14 protein-coding genes are annotated in these 19,259 nt (G+C 72.7%); 6 read left to right on the top strand and 8 right to left on the bottom strand.

Going from position 1 to position 19,259, the window contains the following annotated elements:
- The first annotated feature begins 223 nt into the window (after positions 1-223).
- Positions 224-1,855: a SulP family inorganic anion transporter gene (locus AS850_RS12040; RefSeq protein WP_173795196.1), complete on the top strand. Its 1,632-nt coding sequence runs from the start codon at positions 224-226 to the stop codon at positions 1,853-1,855.
- 131 nt (positions 1,856-1,986) lie between these two features.
- On the opposite strand, the gene AS850_RS12035 is transcribed toward AS850_RS12040, so the two are convergent.
- Positions 1,987-2,607, bottom strand: a complete 621-nt coding sequence (locus AS850_RS12035; protein ID WP_119869344.1) for a TetR family transcriptional regulator C-terminal domain-containing protein — start codon at positions 2,605-2,607, stop codon at positions 1,987-1,989.
- 72 nt (positions 2,608-2,679) lie between these two features.
- On the opposite strand from AS850_RS12035, the gene AS850_RS12030 reads away from it, so the two are divergent.
- Both AS850_RS12030 and AS850_RS12025 read left to right on the top strand, forming a co-directional pair.
- Positions 2,680-3,675 carry a nitrilase-related carbon-nitrogen hydrolase gene (locus AS850_RS12030; protein ID WP_119869343.1) on the top strand — a complete coding sequence of 332 codons (996 nt, stop codon included), beginning with the start codon at positions 2,680-2,682 and terminating at the stop codon, positions 3,673-3,675.
- Complete coding sequence (locus AS850_RS12025; RefSeq protein WP_119869342.1) at positions 3,672-4,703, top strand: agmatine deiminase family protein; 1,032 nt, start codon at positions 3,672-3,674, stop codon at positions 4,701-4,703. The genes AS850_RS12030 and AS850_RS12025 overlap by 4 nt, the downstream gene beginning before the upstream one ends.
- Here AS850_RS12025 and AS850_RS12020 read toward each other — a convergent pair.
- The 6 genes from AS850_RS12020 to gabT form a co-directional block, all read right to left on the bottom strand.
- Positions 4,700-5,416: an MBL fold metallo-hydrolase gene (locus AS850_RS12020; RefSeq protein ID WP_236940703.1), complete on the bottom strand. Its 717-nt coding sequence runs from the start codon at positions 5,414-5,416 to the stop codon at positions 4,700-4,702. The genes AS850_RS12025 and AS850_RS12020 overlap by 4 nt on opposite strands.
- Positions 5,417-5,517: 101 nt before the next feature.
- Entirely contained in the window at positions 5,518-7,038 is a 1,521-nt protein-coding gene (locus AS850_RS12015; RefSeq protein WP_119869341.1) for an APC family permease, read from the bottom strand.
- A 75-nt stretch (positions 7,039-7,113) separates the two neighbouring features.
- Positions 7,114-8,493, bottom strand: coding sequence for a flavin monoamine oxidase family protein (locus AS850_RS12010; RefSeq protein ID WP_119869340.1), 1,380 nt, complete (start codon positions 8,491-8,493; stop codon positions 7,114-7,116).
- Between the two features lie 79 nt (positions 8,494-8,572).
- Positions 8,573-10,003, bottom strand: coding sequence for an aminobutyraldehyde dehydrogenase (locus AS850_RS12005; protein WP_119869339.1), 1,431 nt, complete (start codon positions 10,001-10,003; stop codon positions 8,573-8,575).
- Positions 10,004-10,051: 48 nt separating this feature from the next.
- Positions 10,052-11,524, bottom strand: a complete 1,473-nt coding sequence (locus AS850_RS12000) for an NAD-dependent succinate-semialdehyde dehydrogenase (RefSeq protein ID WP_119869338.1) — start codon at positions 11,522-11,524, stop codon at positions 10,052-10,054.
- The gene (gene gabT / locus AS850_RS11995) at positions 11,521-12,882 is read right to left on the bottom strand and encodes a 4-aminobutyrate--2-oxoglutarate transaminase (RefSeq protein WP_119869337.1); all 1,362 of its coding nucleotides are present in this window, start codon (positions 12,880-12,882) and stop codon (positions 11,521-11,523) included. The genes AS850_RS12000 and gabT overlap by 4 nt, the downstream gene beginning before the upstream one ends.
- A 144-nt stretch (positions 12,883-13,026) precedes the next feature.
- Between gabT and AS850_RS11990 the strand changes: the two genes are divergently transcribed.
- A complete protein-coding gene (locus AS850_RS11990) occupies positions 13,027-14,541 on the top strand; it encodes a PucR family transcriptional regulator (protein ID WP_119869336.1) in 1,515 nt (504 codons plus the stop codon).
- A gap of 53 nt (positions 14,542-14,594) precedes the next feature.
- Entirely contained in the window at positions 14,595-15,341 is a 747-nt protein-coding gene (locus AS850_RS11985) for a GntR family transcriptional regulator (protein WP_119869335.1), read from the top strand.
- A 739-nt stretch (positions 15,342-16,080) separates the two neighbouring features.
- Here AS850_RS11985 and AS850_RS11980 read toward each other — a convergent pair.
- Positions 16,081-17,082 carry a LacI family DNA-binding transcriptional regulator gene (locus AS850_RS11980; protein ID WP_119869334.1) on the bottom strand — a complete coding sequence of 334 codons (1,002 nt, stop codon included), beginning with the start codon at positions 17,080-17,082 and terminating at the stop codon, positions 16,081-16,083.
- 159 nt (positions 17,083-17,241) lie between these two features.
- On the opposite strand from AS850_RS11980, the gene AS850_RS11975 reads away from it, so the two are divergent.
- Complete coding sequence (locus AS850_RS11975) at positions 17,242-19,242, top strand: glycoside hydrolase family 127 protein (protein WP_236940702.1); 2,001 nt, start codon at positions 17,242-17,244, stop codon at positions 19,240-19,242.
- Positions 19,243-19,259: the final 17 nt, after the last annotated feature.

The following is a 19,259-nucleotide window of genomic DNA, read 5'->3' as shown; positions in this document are numbered from 1 at the left end:
AGTCCCACCCGTCACATGTTTCACGTTCGTAACACGTCGTATCCCCGCCCGCCCGGCCTCGAATGGACGCTTCTCGACGGAAATCGCGCCCCTGATGTCGATGCCTGTCCACTCGCCGGGCGTTCGGGAGACGAGGGTGACATGAGCATATGATGAAAAGGTAAAGTTGACAGATGGGAGGCACGGCAGTGAACCTAGGAGCCACGTCCTCTCCCGTGACCGCGTGACGCGCCTCGCGGGTCTCCGGTCGCTCCTGCCCTCCTGGCGCGACTACGGGTCGGCCCGCCGCACCTGGCGCGGCGACGTCGTGGCGGGTGTCACCGTCGGGATCGTCGCTCTCCCGCTCGCCCTGGCCTTCGGGGTGAGCTCCGGGGCCGGCGCCGAGAGCGGCATCGTCACCGCCATCGTCGCCGGTGTCGTGGCGGCGGTCTTCGGCGGCTCGAACGTGCAGGTCTCGGGGCCGACCGGGGCCATGGTCGTGGTCCTCGGTCCGATCGTCGCCGCCCGCGGGCCGGGTGTCGTCGCGCTCGTCAGCGTCATGGCGGGGCTGGTGGTGCTCGCAGGAGGCGCGCTGCGGCTCGGCAGGATCGTCTCGTTCATCCCGTGGCCGGTCATCGAGGGGTTCACCCTCGGCATCGCGGTCATCATCTTCCTGCAGCAGGTCCCCGCGGCGATCGGCACGTCGCCGGGACCGAGCAGCAACGCGGTCGTGTCGGCCGTGCAGGCCGCGCTGACCACGACCCCCGCGAGCGTCATCGGGCCCCTCGTCGCGGTCGTGGCGGTGGCCGTGGTCATGCTCGTCGCGCCGCGGATCCACCGGAACCTGCCCGGCTCGCTCCTCGCGATCGTCGTCGTGTCGGCGGTGGTCGCGCTCACCGGGCTCCACCTCCCCCGGATCGGAGCCCTGCCCGGCCACCTGCCGGCGCCGTCGCTCCCGGTGTTCTCGGTCGCCACGGTCTCGGAGCTCGTCGGGCCCGCACTCACGGTCGCCGCGCTCGCCGCGATCGAGTCGCTGCTGTCGGCGCGCGTCGCGTCGTCGCTCGCCGACACCGGCCCCTACGACGCCGACCGCGAGCTCGTCGGGCAGGGGCTGGCATCCGTCGCGTCCGGTCTCTTCGGGGGGATGCCGGCCACCGGAGCCATCGCGCGGACCGCCGTCAACGTCCGGGCTGGCGGCCGCTCGCGGATCTCCGCGATCGTCCACGCGGCCGTGCTCCTCGGGGTCGTCTCCCTCGCGGCGACCGTGGTCTCGCAGGTGCCGCTCGCAGCGCTCTCCGGGGTGCTCATGGTCACCGCGGCGCGCATGATCTCCGTCGCCACCGTGAGGAGCGTCGCCGGCTCCAGCCGCTCCGATGCCGCGGTGTTCGTCATCACGGCCGTCGTGACCGTGTCGTTCGACCTCATCGTGGCGGTCGGGGTCGGCATCGCCGTCGCCGCGTTCTTCGCGCTCCGGCAGCTCGCGTCGTCGGGCGGTGTCCACCGCGAGGAGATCCCCGGAGAAGCGCACGAGGGAGACGACCACATCGCCGTGTTCCGTCTCGACGGGGCGCTCATCTTCGGGGCGGCCGACCGGATGCTCGACCGCGTCACGCGCATCACCGGCGTCACCGTGGTGATCGTCCGCCTCTCGCAGCTGGAGGTGCTCGACGCCACCGGCGCCCGGGTCATCAGCGAGATGGTCACGACCCTGGAGCGCCGGGGTGTCACCGTGCTCCTCAAGGGCATCCAGCCGCGGCACCTCCGGCTCGCCACCCGCGTCGGCGTCGTCGCGGCGCTCCGGCACCGGAACCACCTCTTCGACGACTTCGACCTCGCGCTCGAGCACGCCCGCTCGCACGCCGACCCGGGCCGGTGAGTGGACACTTCTCGACGGAAAACGGCCCCTCGGCGTCGACAGCTGTCCACTCGGGGAAACGGGGGAGGGGTGGGGGAGGTGCGGGGGACGGGGCGGGGCGGGGGACGGGGGAGGTGCGGGGAGGGGCGGGGTCAGGGGGTGAGGCGGCCCGGAGGGAGAGCGAGCGACGACTCGAGCGACTGCCGGACGAGGTGCGTGCGCTCCCGACCGGTGCGGTAGTCGACGAGCGAGTAGGCGGCCGTGCTGTCGACGAGGGCGAAGAGCTGCAGCGCCACGACATCCGGCTCCGGCGCGCGGAACTCGCCCCGGGCGACGCCGTCCCGCAGGATGCCCGCCGCGAACGCGTGCCACTCGTCCATGTGCTCCCGGGCCGCCGCCGCGAGGAGCGGGAGCGATCGGCCGAGGCTCCAGGCGTCGGCCCAGAGGCTGGAGACGTCGTCGCGGGTCCCGTCGAGGAGCGTCGCGACGAGTGCGGTGAGGCGCGACGTCGGAGAGGCCGACTCCCCGACCGCGGCCCGGACATCGTCGAACTCGGCGTGCACGAGCTCGGAGAACGTGCGCGCCACGAGCACCTCCATCGACGGTTCGTAGTGGGCCACGAGCCCGGAGGCGACGCCGACCCTCGCGGCCACGCCCCGCAGGGTCAGCGCGCCGAGCCCCTCGTCGAGGGCGAGGTTCCGGGCGGCGAGGCCGATCTCGGTGCGGCGCTCGGCGGGCGCCTTGCGGGCGGCGCGGGGTCTCTCGGTGCTCATGCGCCGAGTGTAGGTGGTTTTCGACGCTCGTTGATCGTATGATCAACAAAACTCGACGCCGAGGAGGCAGTCATGCAGGTCCTGGTCGCTCCCGCCGCCACCGCTCCGCTCCGGGTCACGCCCGCGACACGGGAGCCGGTGCGCGTCGCGCTGGTCCAGATGCGCTGGCACGAGGATCCTGCTCGCCACCGAGCGGAGCTCGACGAGGGCGTGCGCCTCGCGGCCGAGGCCGGCGCCGGCGTGGTGTTCCTCCCCGAGCTGACGCTCGGCCGCTACCCCGGCGACACCCCGGCGGCGGGCCGCGTGAAGGACACCGCCGAGGATCTCGAGACGGGCCCCACGACGACCTTCGCCCGCGAGGCGGCCCGGCGGCACGGCGTCTTCGTGCACGCGTCGCTCTTCGAGCGGCCGGCCGCGGACGACGCCCCCGACGACCCCCGCGGCTACAACACCGCGATCCTCGTGAGCCCCGAGGGAGAGCTCGTCGGGCGGACCCGCAAGACGCACATCCCGATCAGCGCCGGCTACTACGAGGACACCTTCTTCCGCCCCGGCCCGGCCGGGGACGCCCATCCGGTCTACGCGCCCGCGGGCCTCGGGGCGCGCGTCGGGCTCCCCACCTGCTGGGACGAGTGGTTCCCCGAGCTGGCCCGCGCCTACGGCCTCGCCGGGGCGGAGATACTCGCCTACCCGACCGCGATCGGCTCCGAACCGACCTTCCCCGACTTCGACACCCGCGACATCTGGCGGCACGTCATCGTCGCGAACGGGATCACGAGCGGCCTCTTCCTGGTGGTCCCCAACCGCTGGGGCGACGAGGGGGCGATCACCTTCTACGGCTCGTCGTTCATCTCCGACCCGTTCGGCAGGATCCTCGTGGAGGCCCCGCGCGACGCCTCGGCTGTCCTCGTGGCCGATCTCGACCTGGCGCAGCGGGAGGAGTGGCTGAAGCTGTTCCCCTTCTACGTGACGAGGCGCCCCGACCTCTACGGGTCGCTCGTCGAGCCGGTCGACCGGGAGCGGGACTCCTACGGCGCGTTCGAGGCGATCGCGGAGTCGCTGTCGTGACCTGGCTGATGCCGTCGGAGACGGCCCCGCACGAGCGCACCTGGATGGCCTTCCCGCGCGACGGCTACACGCTCGGCGACGACGCCGCCTCGGCGCACGAGGCGCGCTCGGCCTGGTCGGCCGTCGCCCGGGCGACCGCCGAGTTCGAACCCGTCACGATGGTGGTCGACCCGACGGCGAGGCAGGAGGCGGCCGACTACCTCGGCGGGGCGGTGGACGTCGTCGAGGCGCCGCTCGACGACTCCTGGATCCGCGACTCGGGCCCCACCTTCGTCGTCGACCGGAGCGGCCCCGTGCCGCGCCTCGGCGCCGTCGACTGGATCTTCAACGGCTGGGGCGCGCAGGAGTGGGCGTCGTGGGAGGCCGACCTGGAGATCGGGCGCTTCGTGGCGACGAGCGCCGGCGCGGAAGTCGTCCCCTCACTCCTCGTCAACGAGGGCGGGGCGATCCACGTGGACGGCGAGGGGACGGTCCTCGTCACGGAGACGGTGCAGCTCGACGCCGGCCGCAACCCGCACGCCGACCGCGCGCGGGTCGAGGCGGAGCTGGCCCGCACGATCGGGGCCCGGCACGTGATCTGGCTGCCGCGCGGGCTGACGCGCGACTACGAGGAGTTCGGCACCCGCGGCCACGTCGACATGGTGGCGTCCATCCCGTCGCCCGGCGTCCTGCTCCTGCATGCGCAGACCGACCCCGCGCACCCCGACTTCGAGGTGAGCCGCGGGCTGAGGGAGTTCCTCGCCGGGACGCGCGACGCCGCCGGACGCGAGTGGCGCATCGTGGACCTCCCGGCGCCGTCCGCCCTGCGCGACGAGGTCGGCTTCGTCGACCACAGCTACGTGAACCACCTCGTCGTGAACGGCGGCGTGATCGCGTGCGGGTTCGACGATCCTGCCTCCGACGAGCGGGCGGCGTCGATCCTCGCCGACGTCTACCCCGGTCGGCGCGTGGTGACGGTCGACGCCCGGGCGATCTTCGCCCGGGGCGGCGGCATCCACTGCATCACGCAGCAGCAGCCGGCTCTCTAGTCGTCCGAGGCGGGGGTCCGGCCCGCGCCTCGGCCGTGCAGCCGCACGGTCTCCGCGTGCGTCAGGCGCATCGCCTCGTCGGCCAGACGCTCGTCGTCGGGTTCGAGGCCGCGCGAGACCGCGTCGAGGTACCGCCGGTCCCGGTCCAGCCGCGCCCGGGCGTCGGTACCGGGGGAGCCGTGCCCCGGCACGACGAGCCTCGCCCGGGCGACGAAGGGGGCCAGCGCGTCGAGGCCGAGGGCGTACCGCTCGAGGGCTCCCGGCGGCTCGTCCGGCAGCGGGAGCTCGACGTCGCTGAGCAGGTCGCCGGCCAGCAGGATCCGCGGCCCGGGCAGCCAGACCGCCGTGTGGCCCGGCACGTGCGCGTCGTGCACCACCAGCCGGGCCTCCTGCCCCGCCCAGGGGATCAGGTCGCCGTCCACCGCGGTCACGGCTCCGACGAGGGGGACGAGGTCGTCGGGCCACGGCCCGAGCATCGTCAGGAGCGCCGCCCGCTCCCCGGCGGCCAGGCGGGCCGTCTCCGCCGACGACCAGCGCGGGACGTCGCCGAACCGCGGGTGCCAGAGCAGGTGGTCGTGGTGCGCGTGCGTGGAGAAGCCGGCGACGGGCCGGAGCGAGCGCTCGTCGAGGGCGTCCGCCAGCGACTCCAGCTCGTCGACCTCCCACGCCGGGTCGACGAGCAGCACCCGGTCGGAGCCGGCGGCCGCGCGCACGACGGTGCTCGTGGTGACGTCGTGCCGACCGGTCGCGACGAGGACCCCGGGGGCGACCTCGTCCAGTCGCCGCCCGGGCCGCGCCGCGCCCGCCGGGATCGCTATCGTCCGCTCGTCGAGGCGGCGGCTTCGTCGAGCTCGCGGGCGAGGGCGGCGTTCTCTCTCCGGGTCTTCGTGCCGAGAGCCCAGAACAGGACTCCGATCAGCATGAACACCACGACGGGGACCAGCTCCGTGAGGAGGTACGTCACGCTCTCCGAGGCGTCCCACCCGTCGGGCCGGAAGTCGCTGCCGAACCAGTCGAAGAACGCGCCGGGCGCCACGAGCTGCACGACCGTGAACGCGAGCAGGAGCATCAGCACCACCGTGAGGACGCGGTAGGCGGGCATGCGGAAGGGCCGGGCGACGTCGGGGTGGCTCCTGCGGAGCTTCCAGAGCGACGGGAAGATCAGCAGGTAGCTGATCAGCGTCGTCGAGATCGTGACGCCGAGGACGGCGATGAAGAACTTCGCCGCGCTGCCCTCGGTGATCGTGTACGCCAGCACCAGGACGATCGTCGAGACGACGCCGCTGAAGATGTTCACCCGGACGGGCGTGCCGAGCTTCGCGTTGATCACGCCGAGCGAGCGCGGGGCCGCGCCGTCGTAGCCGGAGACGGCGAGGGCCCGGTCGGAGCCCATGATCCAGGTGACGCCCGAGGTGAGCACGCAGAGCACGAAGACGATGCCGGCGAGGCCGCCCATCACCGGGGCGAGCCCGCCGTAGACGCCGAAGACCTGCTTGATCGCGTCGACGAGGCCGCCGAAGTTCGTCACGGCGTCGGTCGGGAGCACCAGCAGGATGCCCAGGATCGGGACGGCGTAGAGGAGGAACGAGAAGACCGCCGACCGGGCGATGGCGAACGGCACGTCGCGGGTGGAGTCCTTCATCTCCTCGCCGGCGCTGTTCGGCAGTTCGAAGCCCACGTAGTTGAACAGGAGCACGCCGACCAGCGCGACGAACCCGCCGATCGTCGGCGTGAACGACGAGGCCCCCAGCCCGTGCACGCCGTTCTGAAGGCCGTACACCGCCACCGTGACGACGAAGACCCCGAGGAGCACGAATCGGGCGAACGCCCCGACGGTCGTGATCCACTTGCCGATCCGGAACGAGAGGACCGCGGCCAGGACGGCGACCCAGATGAACGGGATCGTGATCAGGTAGAAGACCAGGGTCGAGAACGCCTTGCCGTCGTTGAAGAAGACCTGCAGGGCGTAGGCCCCCGAGAAGGCCAGGGTGCCGCCCAGCCACACCGGGTTCGTGACCCAGTAGAGGAAGTTGTTGACGGCTCCCGCGAGGTGGCCGAAGGCCATGCGCGTCCAGATGTACGGCCCGCCCTCCTGGGGGAAGGCGGTGCCGAGCTCGGAGAAGAGCAGGGCCTGGGGGATGAAGAAGACGACCGCCAGGATCACCATGAAGGTGAATGCCTGGCCCCCGGCTGCCGCGACCGTGGAGATCGTGTCGACCCCCACGATCGTGCAGATCAGGAAGAACAGGATGTCGAAGCGTCCGAAGTGGCGTTTGAGCTTGCTGCTCTCCGTAGCCGCCGGGGCGAGGTGGGGGGTGTCGATGTCGAGTGCCATGGAATTCCGAGCCTCTTTCGGGGAAGCGATCAGGGGGATTCGGTGCAGGTCTCGGCAGGTTAGCCCAGGGTCGCGTTACGGCGCGGTTACAGTCATCGCCATCAGCTCGGTGAGGATCTCGGCGCCGATGCGGTGCCCGACGCGGATGGCCCCGTCGACGTGCTGGTAGCCCAGCCCCGCGAGGTCGCTGGAGCCGAACCGCACCGCCCCGACCGGCAGATTCTGATCGGCGCCGTAGCGGCTCAGACCGCCGACGTCGTAGCTCGCCGCGTACGCGCCCTGCGTCCACTCCTCGGCGGCCCAGTCGCTCTCGTAGTAGACCGCAGGATGCTCGGCCTCGGCCCCGTAGTACGTCGCCAGCGACGCCAGGATGCGCGCCTTCCGCTCCGCGGGGTCGAGCGCGAGGAGGCGGTCGGCCTTCTCGTCCGACACGAAGCCGACGAGCGTGCCCCGGGACTCGCCGAAGTTGCTGTTGTCGTAGGACTCGTGGACGAGCTGGTACGGGCTGAACGCCGTCCCCGACAGGCCCTTGTCGCGCCAGAACGGCGTCTCGTAGGTCGCGTGGACCTTGATGACGAGCCCGAGCGACAGGTGCTGCTGGAGCTGGTGGCGCTTGCGGGGCAGCGGCGGCTCGTAGGTGATCCGGCCGTAGAGGTTCGGCGGCACGGCGACGAGCGCGCGCTTGGCCTCGACCCGCAGGGTGTCCGTGGTGGCGACGACGCCCTCGTCCGACCAGGCGAGAGTGTGCACGACCTGCTCGAGACGCACGCGGTCGCCGAGCTGCGCCGCGAGAGCCACCGGGACGCCCTGGAGGCCGCCGACGACGCGCTTGTCGAGGATGAAGTCGGCCTCCACGAGGTTCGAGAAGCTGCCGGCGCTCGCCGACATGAGGAGAGCCTGGAGGGTGGAGAAGGCGTGGGCGGGCTTCGTCAGCATCGCGTCGGCGATGAAGAGGGCGATGTTGTCGCGGGCCTCCTCGTCGTCCGACTCGCGGGCGAGCCACTCCTTGAACGACACCGCGTCGAGCTCCTGGGCGCGCGGGTGGTTCCAGGGTGCGTCCGGGTCGATCTCCGCCGTGAGTCCGTCCATGACGGCGATGAGCCGCTCGATCTCCGACTCGGTCTCCTTCGACGCCGGGAAGATGTCGCCCGTGAAACGCTTCGCGACGCCGTCGCGACCGACGTAGACGCTCTCGCCGTCGCGGAAGCGCGAGTACGTCTCGAGGCCCAGCTCGTCGAGCGTGGCGATCAGAGCCGTCTGATCGGGCGAGACCCACTGGCCGCCGATCTCGTACATCTGACCCTCGATGGCGTTGGTCCAGAGGCGCCCCCCGACGCGGTCGCGCGCCTCGAGGACGATCACGGAGTGGCCGGCCTTGACGAGGTCGGACGCGGCGGTGAGACCCGTCGCGCCGGCGCCGATGACGACGACGTCGGCGGTGAGTGTTTCGGACATGGGGTGCGAGCCTTTGCTTCGGGGGGTGCGGTGGGGGAGGGAGGAGGCGCTCAGGGGGGCGCTCATCGGTGCTTGCTGGTCATGAGCGCCCGTGGGCGCTCATGACGTGCTTCACACGCGTGTAGTCGTCGATCGAGTAGGCCGAGAGGTCCTTGCCGTAGCCGGACTGCTTGAAGCCGCCGTGGGGCATCTCGGCGGCGAGCGGGATGTGCGTGTTGATCCACACGCAGCCGAAGTCGAGGTCGCGCGCGAACCGCTCCGCCGTCGTGTGGCTGTCGGTCCAGACGCTCGAGGCGAGCGCGTAGCGCACCCCGTTGGCGAGCTCGAGCGCCTCGTCGGCGGTCGAGAACGACTGGACGGTCAGGACCGGCCCGAAGACCTCGTCCTGCACGATCGGGTCGTCCTGGCGCACGTCGGCGATCACGGTCGGCGCGTAGTAGAAGCCGCTGTCGCCCACGCGGAAACCGCCGGTGCGGATCGTGGCGTGCTCCGGCAGCGCCTCGACGGCGGCGGTGACCGCCGCGAAGTGGCGGGCGTTGTTGAGGGGGCCGTAGAAGGCGCCGTCGACGTCACCGGTGACCGTCGCCTCGGCGGCCTTCACCAGGGCGTCGACGAAGGCGTCGTGGATCGACTCGTGCACGATGACCCGCGTCGCCGCAGTGCAGTCCTGGCCGGCGTTGAAGAAGCCCGCCTCCGCGATGGCCGCGGCCGTCGCGTCGATGTCGACGTCGGGGAAGACGACGACGGGCGCCTTCCCGCCGAGCTCGAGGTGGACGCGCTTCAGGCCGTTCGCCCCCGACTGCGCCACGGCACGACCGGCGCGGACGCTGCCGGTGATCGCGACGAGACCCGGCACCGGGTGCTCGGTGAGCAGCGCGCCGGTCGACGCGTCGCCGAGCACCACGTTGAAGACGCCGTCGGGCAGGATGCCCCGGGTCACCTCCGCCAGGACGAGCGTCGACTCGGGTGTCGTGTCGCTCGGCTTCAGCACGATGGTGTTGCCCGCGGCGAGTGCGGGGCCGATCTTCCAGAGGGCCATCATCAGCGGGTAGTTCCACGGCGTCACCTGGGCGACGACCCCGATCGGCTCGCGGCGGACGCTCGACGTGAGGCCCCCGAGGTACTCGCCGGAGGCGATCCCGTCGAGGCGGCGGGCTGCTCCTGCGAAGAATCGGATCTGGTCGGCGCCGACAGCCACCTCCTCGGAGGCGATGGTCGCCATCGGCTGGCCGGTGTTGCGGTGCTGCGCCTCGACGAGCTGGTCGGACGCCGCCTCGAGCGCGTCGGCGAGGGCGAGGAGCGCCTTCTGCCGCTCGCCGGGCGTGGCGCGCTTCCAGGCCGGGAAGGCGCGCTCGGCCGCCGCCATGGCGGCGTCGACGTCGGCGGCGTCCGACACCGGGGACACCGCGACGATCCGCTCCGTGCGAGGGTCGACGACGTCGAGGGTGCCGGTGCCGTGGGCGGGCACGAACTCCCCGTCGATGTAGTTGTTCAGGGTCGGGTTCGGCATCGAACTCTCCTCGGTGGGCCGGCGCGGGGCCGGGTGCGGTGGGGGTGGCTAGCTCGCCGGGATCAGGGTGTACATGGTGTCGAGGTACTCGTGGATGCCCTCGGAACCGCCCTCGCGGCCGAGGCCCGACGACTTCACGCCGCCGAAGGGGGCCGAGGCGTTCGAGACGACACCCGTGTTCAGCCCCAGCATGCCCGACTTCAGGCGGTTCATGAGGCGGTGGCCGCGAGCGAGATCGGTCGTGAACGCGTAGGCGACCAGCCCGAACTCCGTGTCGTTCGCCAGGGCGACGGCCTCGTCCTCCGTGTCGAAGGTCGCGATCGCGGCGACCGGTCCGAAGATCTCCTCCCGCAGGAGCCGCGTCCCCGCCGTGATCCCGGTCAGGACGGTCGGTTCGAAGAACGTGCCCGGCCCGTCGATCGCCGAGCCGCCGGTGAGGACGGACGCGCCGCGCTCGAGGGCGTCGCCGACGAGATCGGCGCTCTTGTCGACGGCGGCCGCGTTGATCAGCGGGCCGATGGCCACGCCGTCCTCGGTGCCGCGGCCCACGCGGAGCTCCCGGACCTTCTCGGTCAGCTTGCGGCCGAACTCCTCGGCGACGGCGGAGTGGACGAAGAAGCGGTTGGCCGCGGTGCAGGCCTCGCCGATATTCCGGAACTTGGCCAGCATGGCCCCCGTCACCGCGGCGTCGACGTCGGCGTCCTCGAAGACCAGGAACGGGGCGTTCCCGCCGAGTTCCATCGAGGTCCGCAGCACGTTCTCGGCGGCCTGCTTGAGGAGCGTCTGCCCGACCGGGGTGGATCCGGTGAAGCTCACCTTGCGGAGGCGGGGATCGGCCATGACCTTCGAGGAGAAGCCCTTGGCGTCGGTCGTCGTCACGACGTTGACGACGCCGTCGGGCACTCCGGCCTCGCGGAGCAGCTCGACGAAGTAGAGGCTCGTCAGGGGCGTGAGCTCCGCGGGCTTGAGCACGATCGTGCATCCCGCCGCCAGGGCCGGCGCGATCTTGCGGGTGGCCATCGCCAGCGGGAAGTTCCAGGGCGTGATGAGCAGGCACGGGCCAACGGGGCGGTGCGACACGATCGTCGTGCCGGTGCCCTCGGGGTTGGCGCCGTAGCGACCCGAGATCCGGACGGCCTCCTCGGAGAACCAGCGGAGGAACTCGGCCCCGTAGGTGACCTCGCCCCGGGCCTCCTGCAGGGACTTCCCCATCTCCATGGTCATGAGGAGCGCCAGATCCTCCCGGTGCTCGACGGCCAGGTCGAAGGCGCGGCGCAGGATCTCGCCCCGCACGCGCGGCGCGGTCGCCGCCCACTCGTCGCCCGCCGCCACGGCCGCGTCGAGGGCGCTGATGCCGTCCTCGGGCGTGCCGTCGGCGATCTGCGCGAGCTCGACGCCCGTGGCGGGGTCGATCACGGCGAAGGTGGCCGAGGACGAGGACGCGCGCCAGGAGTCGCCGATCAGGAGGCCCGTCGGGACGTCGGCGAGCAGCTCCTGCTCGCGGGATGCGGTGACGGTCATGCGGCCTCCAGAGCCTGTCGCACGACGTCGAGCCCGTCGTGGAGCAGGTCGTCGCTGATCGAGAGCGGCGGCAGGAAGCGGATGACGTTCCCGTAGGTGCCGCAGGTGAGAAGGATGACGCCGTTCGCGTGGCTGCCCGCGGCGATCTTCGAGGTGAGGGCGGCGTCGGGCTCGCCGGTGACCGGGTCGACGATCTCGACGGCGATCATGGCGCCGCGCCCGCGGACGTCGCCGATGCGCGGGTCGGACGCCTGGAGCTCGCGGAGACGGGAGAGCATGAGCGTCTCGATCTCGCGGGCGCGCTCCAGCAGACCGTCGTTCTCATACGAGTCGATGGCCGCGAGGGCGGCGGCGCAGGCGAGCGGGTTGCCGCCGTAGGTGCCGCCGAGTCCGCCGACGTGCGGGGCGTCCATGATCTCGGCGCGGCCGGTGACCGCGGAGAGGGGGAGACCGCCCGCGATGCCCTTCGCCGTGACGACGAGGTCGGGAACGAGGCCCTCGTGCTCGGAGGCGAACATGCGCCCCGTCCGCGCGAAGCCGGTCTGCACCTCGTCGGCGATGAACACGACGCCGTTCGCGGTCGCCCACTCCTGCAGGGTCGTGAGGAAGCCAGGCGCGGGGACGATGAAGCCGCCCTCGCCCTGGATCGGCTCGATGATGATCGCGGCCGTCGACGAGGCCCCGACCTGCTTCTCGATCACGGCGATGGCCTTCTTGGCGGCCGCGGGGCCGTCGAGTCCGTCGCGGAACGGGTAGGAGAGGGGAGCGCGGTAGATCTCGGGCGCGAACGGCCCGAAGCCCGACTTGTAGGGCATGGCCTTGGCCGTGAGGGCCATAGTGAGGTTCGTGCGACCGTGGTAGGCGTGGTCGAACGCGATGACGGCCTGGCGGCCCGTGTAGGAGCGCGCGATCTTGACCGCGTTCTCGACGGCCTCGGCGCCGGTGTTGAAGAGGGCGGTGCGCTTGTCGTGGTCACCGGGCGTCAGACGGTTCAGGGCCTCCGCCACGCCGACGTAGGAGTCGTAGCCGGTGATCATGAAGCAGGTGTGCGTGAAGCGCTCGACCTGCTCCTGCACGGCGGCGACCACGGCGGGCGCGGCGTTGCCGATGCCCGTGACGGCGATGCCCGTGCCGAAGTCGATGAAGCTGTTGCCGTCCACGTCGACCAGCACGCCACCCCCGGCGACGTCGGTGAAGACGGGCAGGGTGATGCCCACACCGCGGGCCACGGCGCTCGACTTGCGCTCGAGGAGGGCGCGGGACTTCGGCCCCGGGATCTCCGTCACGAGGTGGCGGCGCTGCGGCAGGCCGGGCCCGCCGACGGCGCGTCCTGTGGCGTTCGATTCGACGATGGTCATCGGTTGCCCTCCCTGGGGTCTCGTCACGGGCTGCGTGATCGGTTACCCGCCAATGTAGGCAGTGCCTGACTCCGCGGTGATGCCGTTCCGGCAATTCACCCGAGGCGGCTGTCCGAAGCGGCAGGATCCGGATAGCCTTCGGGAGTGCAGACCACGTCACCGCCCACCGTCGGCGGCCTGCTGGCCGAATCGGCCCTGCGGCTCCGGCCCCGCCTCACCGGCGCGAGCCTCGCCCGGCCCATCGACTGGGTGCACAGCTCCGACCTCCACGACCCGTCGCCGTTCCTCACCGGCGGCTCGATGCTGCTGACCACCGGGACCCAGTTCCCGGCCGAGGACGACGACGACGGCTACTACGCCGCCTACGTCGACCGCCTCGCCGCCGCCGGAGTCATCGCTGTCGGATTCGGCCTCGAGGTGATCCGCGAGGGGACACCCGCACCGCTCGTCGAGGCCTGCGCCGAGCGCGGGATCACGCTCGTGGAAGTCCCCTACGAGATCCCCTTCATCGCCCTCATCCGCTGGGTCGCCGACCGCATCTCCGCGCGCGAGCGGGAGCGCGACTCCTGGACCCTCCGCGCCCAGCGCGCCGTCTCCATCGCCGCCCTGACGCACGGGACCCTGTCGAGCGTCGCCCGAGCCCTGGCCGAGCAGGTCCGCGGCGCCGTCGTGGTGCTCTCCGCGACCGGCGACGTGGTGCTCCTCGAGAGCGCCGAGCCGGTCGACGTCGCCCCGCTCGAGGTCGAGGCGCGCAGGATGCTCGCCCGCGGGTCGCGCGCCAGCCTCGACGTGGCCCTCCCCACCTGGCCGGGCTTCGCCACGGTGCAGACCCTGGGCCAGCGCGGGTCGCTCCGCGGCGCCATCGGGGTGGTGGGCGAAGGAGCGCACGACGTGGCCACGCAGGCCGTGGTCACCGGCGCGATCGCCATCGCGGAGGTGCTCCTCGGGTACGGCGACTCGGAGCGGCACCTGGAGCAGCGGCTCGGCGGCGTGATCGTGCGGCTGCTCCTCGCGTCGGAGGTGCGCTCGGCCGCGGCGCTCGCCGAGGAGTTCTCGGTGCCGCTGCCCGACACGATCCGCGTGGGGCTGGCGATCCTGCCCGACGGCCTGTCGTCGACGGACCGCGCGCGCCTCGTCGACGCAGTGACCCGCGACCGGCTGGCCTTCGTCGACGACCGGGGCGAGACGCTCGTGCTCGTCCTGGCGGCGTCCGGCACGGACCGCCTGCGAGAGCTCGTCGACGCGGCCCCCGTCCTCGAGGGCGTGAGCGTCGGCGTCTCAGCGCCCCTGGCCCCGTCGGAGGCCGGTGCCGGGCTGGCGCAGGCGACGCGCGTGCTCTCGCAGTCGCGCGAGCCCGGGCTGCGCGCGTTCGGCGGCGCCGACGGGGGTCTCCTCGACGATCTCTGGTCACCCGCGGCCGAGAGCCTCGCCCGACGGAGGCTCGCCGCCCTCGACGGCGAGACGGGCGACCTGGTCGCGTGCTCGCGCCTGTGGCTCGACCACAACGGCCACTGGGAGTCGGCGGCGCGGGAGGCGGGCCTCCACCGCCACACGCTCAAGGCGCGGATCGGCCGCGTCGGCACGCTCCTCGGGCTCGACCTGGAGACGTTCGCCGGGCGGGCCGAGCTCTGGGCCCTGCTGCAGGCGTCTCGCGCGTAGGCCGCCGCCGTCCGCTCGGTAGCATGGCGGGACCCCCGAAGCAGTGAGGACCCGTGGCCCGAGACCCCTCCGAACTCGTCGAGCGAATCCGGCGAGTCATCGCCCGCTCCGAGCTGCGCGTCGGCGACCGGATCGGTTCGGAGCGCGGTATGGCCGAGCAGCTCGACGTGCCGAGGTCGGCCCTCCGCGAAGCGCTCGAGGAGCTGGAGTCGCGCGACGAGATCCGCCGGACCATGGGCCGCACGGGCGGCGTCTTCGTGGCCGACGGCAAGATCGAGCGGCAGCTGAACACGGTGACGGGCGTGCCCGACATGCTGCGTCAGCAGGGCTACGTCTCGGAGACCGTCGTCCTCGACGAGGAGCTCGGGCTCGCGACGGCGTCGGAGCAGAGGAATCTGGGGCTCGCCGACGGCGAGAGCGTGTTCCGCCTGCGGAGACGGCGCGACGCCGCGGGCATCCCGCTGTCGCTCGACACGATGGTGCTGCCGATGCGACTCGTGCCGGGATTCGAGCGGCACGACCACGCCGGGTCGATCTACCGGCTCCTGGCCGAGGAGTACCGCCTCGAGACGGCCCACGCCGACGAGACGATCGACGTGACGGCGGCGACGGCGGAGCAGGCGGCGATCCTCGGGGTGGACGAGGGGGCGCCGCTCTTCGAGATCTGGCGCGTGACCGTCGACGCCGGCGACAGGCCGCTCGAGTTCTCGCACGACTTCTTCCGCGCCGATCGCACTCGCGTCTCGCTCCGCCGGTCGGGGTCGCGCTGGAAGCGCGCGGCCCCGCCCGCCTCACGCTGAGCCGCCCGGCGGCCCCGCCCGCCCCGCGCCACTCGCCCCCGCCGCCCCGCTGAGCCAACCGCCCCGCCCCACTCGCCGCCGCCCCGCCCGCTGAGCCAGTCGCCCCGTCGGCCATGCCGCCCAGCCCCAGGCCCCGCCCACACCCTGCCCCGCCCGACCCGACTACCTTCACCCGGTGTCGGCAAGTCATGCGTCCTGTCGCGCGCGGGCGGCGCCGAGCGCCTCCGCTCGCTGCCCGGCGACAGAACCCCTGAGTTGCCCGCGGGCAGCGCCCGCCGGCCTGTTCGGGCTGGCGCGCCTGCCGGGTGGGCTCGGTGGGTCGCGCCGCGTCGGCACATCAGGCGTTCTGTCGCGCGCGGGCGGCGTCGAGCGCCTTCGCGCCTGCCCGGCGACAGAACCCCTGAGTTGCCGGCGGGGGAGGCGAGGGGAGGTGCGGGCGGCGCCCGCCGGCCTATTCGGGCTGGCGCGCCTGCCGGGTCGGCTCGGTGGGTCGCGCCGCGTCGGCACATCAGGCGTTCTGTCGCGCGCGGGCGGCGCCGAGCGCCTCCGCGCGCTGCCCGGCGACAGAACTCCTGAGTTGCCGGCGGGGGAGGGAAGGTGGGAAGGAGGGGGAGCAAGGGCCGGGAGGCGGTGTGATGCTGGGCCGGTATCCGTGGGCGGTATCCGCGGACGGCACGCGCGGGCGGCACCTGCGGGCGGCACATGCGGGCGGCGCCCGCGGGCCGCGCCCGCCCGCGCCTCAGTCGCCGATCGTCGACGCGCGGATGACGAGCGTCGGCTCGAGCGAGGCCGACGCGGGCGTCTGCCCGGCGATGAGCTCGAGAAGCGCCCGCCCGGCGAGCCGCCCCAGATCCTCGAGGCGGAGGTCGACCGTGGTGAGGGGCGGCCGGCTGGCGAGCGCCATGACGTCCCAGTCGTCGAAGCCCGTCACGGCGACATCGGTCGGCACCGCCCGCCCGACCTCGCGGAGGCGGTCGCAGACCCCGCGGGCGATCTGGTCGCTCCCGCAGGCGATCGCGTCGAGGTCGGGGTGCGTCCGCAGGAGGAGGTCGACCGCCTGGCGCCCCCACTGCTCCGACCACTCGCCGTAGAGCGGCTCGGCGACGAGGGCTCCGCCGAAGCGCGCCGCAGCGGCGAGGGCCCGGCGCGACGCGGCCGCGTGCCGCACCGGCCCGGAGACGTAGGCGACCCGCCGTCGGCCGAGCGACAGGACGTGCTCGGCCAGGATCTCCGCCCCGCGCGCGTCGTCGAGGACCATCGAGACGTCCGAGTCGTCGGTCGAGGGGGTGAAGGCGTAGACGACCGGGATCCCGACGTCGATCGGCGGCCGTGGGTCGGAGCTCCTTCCCGTGACGATGATGCCGTCGACCCGCCGCGACGACAGCGACCGGACGTAGTGGTGCTCCCGCACGGGGTCGTCGCGGGTGTCGCAGAGGAAGACGGCCATCTGCCCGGCGCTCAGGACGTCCTCGGCCCCGAGCATCACGGGGATGCTGAAGCGGCCGAAGGAGTCCGTGGTGATCATCCCGACGGTGAAGCTCCGGCCGGAGGAGAGGGCGCGGCCCCGGGCGTCCATGACGAATCCGAGCTTCTCGGCCGCCGCCCGCACCCGGGCCCGCGTCTCGTCGCGGAGCTGGCCGGTGTCGTTCAGGGCCTTCGAGGCGGTGCCGATCGACACGCCGGCCAGCGCGGCGACGTCGGTGATCCTGACGACGGACGGCGGGTTCTGCTCTGCGGTCACGGCAAGCTCCTTTCTGGCTGTCTCCCGATGGTAGGGCCACCGATAGTGCCTCCGGTGAAAGACATTGCGGACGCAGGAGCCACGGTCTACTCTGACCAACAGAAAACGTATTCCGGCTTTCCGCCGGCCCTCCACCCGCACCGTCGCTCAGGAGTCGCCTTGACCACGTCGTCGTCGTCCGCCCCCATCCTCGCGCCGGGCGAGCCCCGCAGGGCTCAGCCGGTCGTCCCGACCGGGACCGCCCGTACCGCGCTCAGACCCCTCGACGCGGGAGCGGCCCGCATCGACGGCGGTTTCTGGGCGCTGCGCCAGGAGCGCAACGGCGCCGCGGCCGTCCGCGAGGCCTACGACCTGCTCGAGAAGGCCGGCAACTTCGCCAATCTGCGCATCGCCGCCGGCCTCGAGGAGGGGCAGGCGCGCGGCCCGATCTTCATGGACTCCGACATCTACAAGTGGCTCGAGGCCGTCGCGTTCGAGTACGGCAGGGTGCCCGCCGACGACCTCCTCCGCCTGCAGCGCGAGGTGACCGACCTGGTCGCCCGGGCACAGGCCGACGACGGCTATCTCGACTCCGTGCAGCAGATCCTCGGCGGGGTCGAGGGCCGCTACACCGACCTGCCGTGGAGCCACGAGATGTACTGCGCGGGCCACCTGTTCCAGGCCGCCGTCGCCCAGGTCCGCGCCACGTCCGACACGGCGCTCCTCGACGTCGCCGTCCGGCTGGCCGATCACCTCGACGCGACGTTCGGCCCGGGCAAGCGCCAGGACGTCGACGGTCACCCCGTCGTCGAGATGGGCCTCGTCGAGCTCGCCCGCGAGACCGGTGAGCGCCGCTACCTAGACCTCGCCGCGCACTTCGTCGAGGCGCGCGGACGCGGCTACACGGCCGGTCTCGGCAAGGAGTCCACGTACTTCTCCGATCGTGTCCCGGTGCGCGAGGCCGTGACCGTCGAGGGGCACGCCGTCCGCGCCGTCTACCTGGGCGCAGGAGCCACGGACGTCGCGATCGAGCGGGGCGACGCCGACCTGCTGGGCGCCGTCGAGGGTCAGTTCGCCGCGATGATGTCGTCGAAGGCGTTCATCACGGGCGGTCTCGGTGCCCGCTGGGACTTCGAGGCGTTCGGCGACCCGTACGAGCTGCCGGGCGACCGGGGCTACGCCGAGTCGTGCGCGGCCATCGGCGGGGTGCAGTGGGCCTGGCGGCTCCTGCTGGCGACCGGGAAGCCGGTGTACGCCGACGCGATCGAGCGCTTCCTCTTCAACGCGTTCCTCCCAGGAGTCTCGCTGCGCGGCACGGAGTACTTCTACGTCAACCCGCTCCAGCTGCGCGAGGGAGCCCACGCCGACGAGAACCGGTCGCCCGCGCACGGGCGCCGCGGCTGGTTCGACTGCGCCTGCTGCCCGCCCAACATCATGCGGACCTTCGCGAGCCTCGACGCGTACCTCGCGACGACGCGCGAGGGCGGCCTCCAGCTGCACCAGTTCGCGCCGGGGACCTTCGACTTCGCGGGCGGCGCGGTCCGGGTCGAGACCGACTATCCGTGGAGCGGCTCCGTCGGCATCGAGGTGACGCGGTCGGAGGGCGCCTGGAGTCTCGACCTGCGGATCCCCGCCTGGTCGGACGAGACGCGCCTCGCCGTGAACGGCGAGGCGGTCGACGCCGCACCGGGCACGTACGCCCGGATCACGCGCGACTTCCGGGTCGGCGACATCATCCGGCTCGACCTCGATCTGACGCCGCGCGTCTACGCGGCCGACGCCCGCATCGACGCATCGCGCGGTGCGGTCGCCGTCGAGCGCGGGCCGCTCGTCTACGCGCTCGAGTCCCACGACTCGCCCGGCGTCACGATCGACGACGCAACGATCGATCTGGCGGGAGCCATCACCGAGACGGAGCGCCCCGACCTCCTGGACGGGATCGTCACCCTCGAGGCCGCCGGACGGGTACCGTCGGCGCACGCCGAGACGGCGTGGCCGTACCGCCGGGTCCGGGCGGGCGACGCGGCGGCGGTGCGGACGGACGAGGGGGTGGGCTACGCCGGGGCGGATCCGGAACGCGCCCCCGAGGCTCCTGCGCCGGTGCCTCTGACGCTCGTGCCGTACTACGCCTGGGCCAACCGCGGGGCGGGCTCGATGCGCGTGTGGATCCCGGTGGACTGACACCGGGTCGGGCGTAC

The organism is Frondihabitans sp. 762G35 (assembly GCF_002074055.1).
Lineage (GTDB): Bacteria > Actinomycetota > Actinomycetes > Actinomycetales > Microbacteriaceae > Frondihabitans.
The sequence above is the reverse complement of the archived record's forward strand: the minus strand, read 5'-3'. Positions and strand labels throughout refer to the sequence as shown.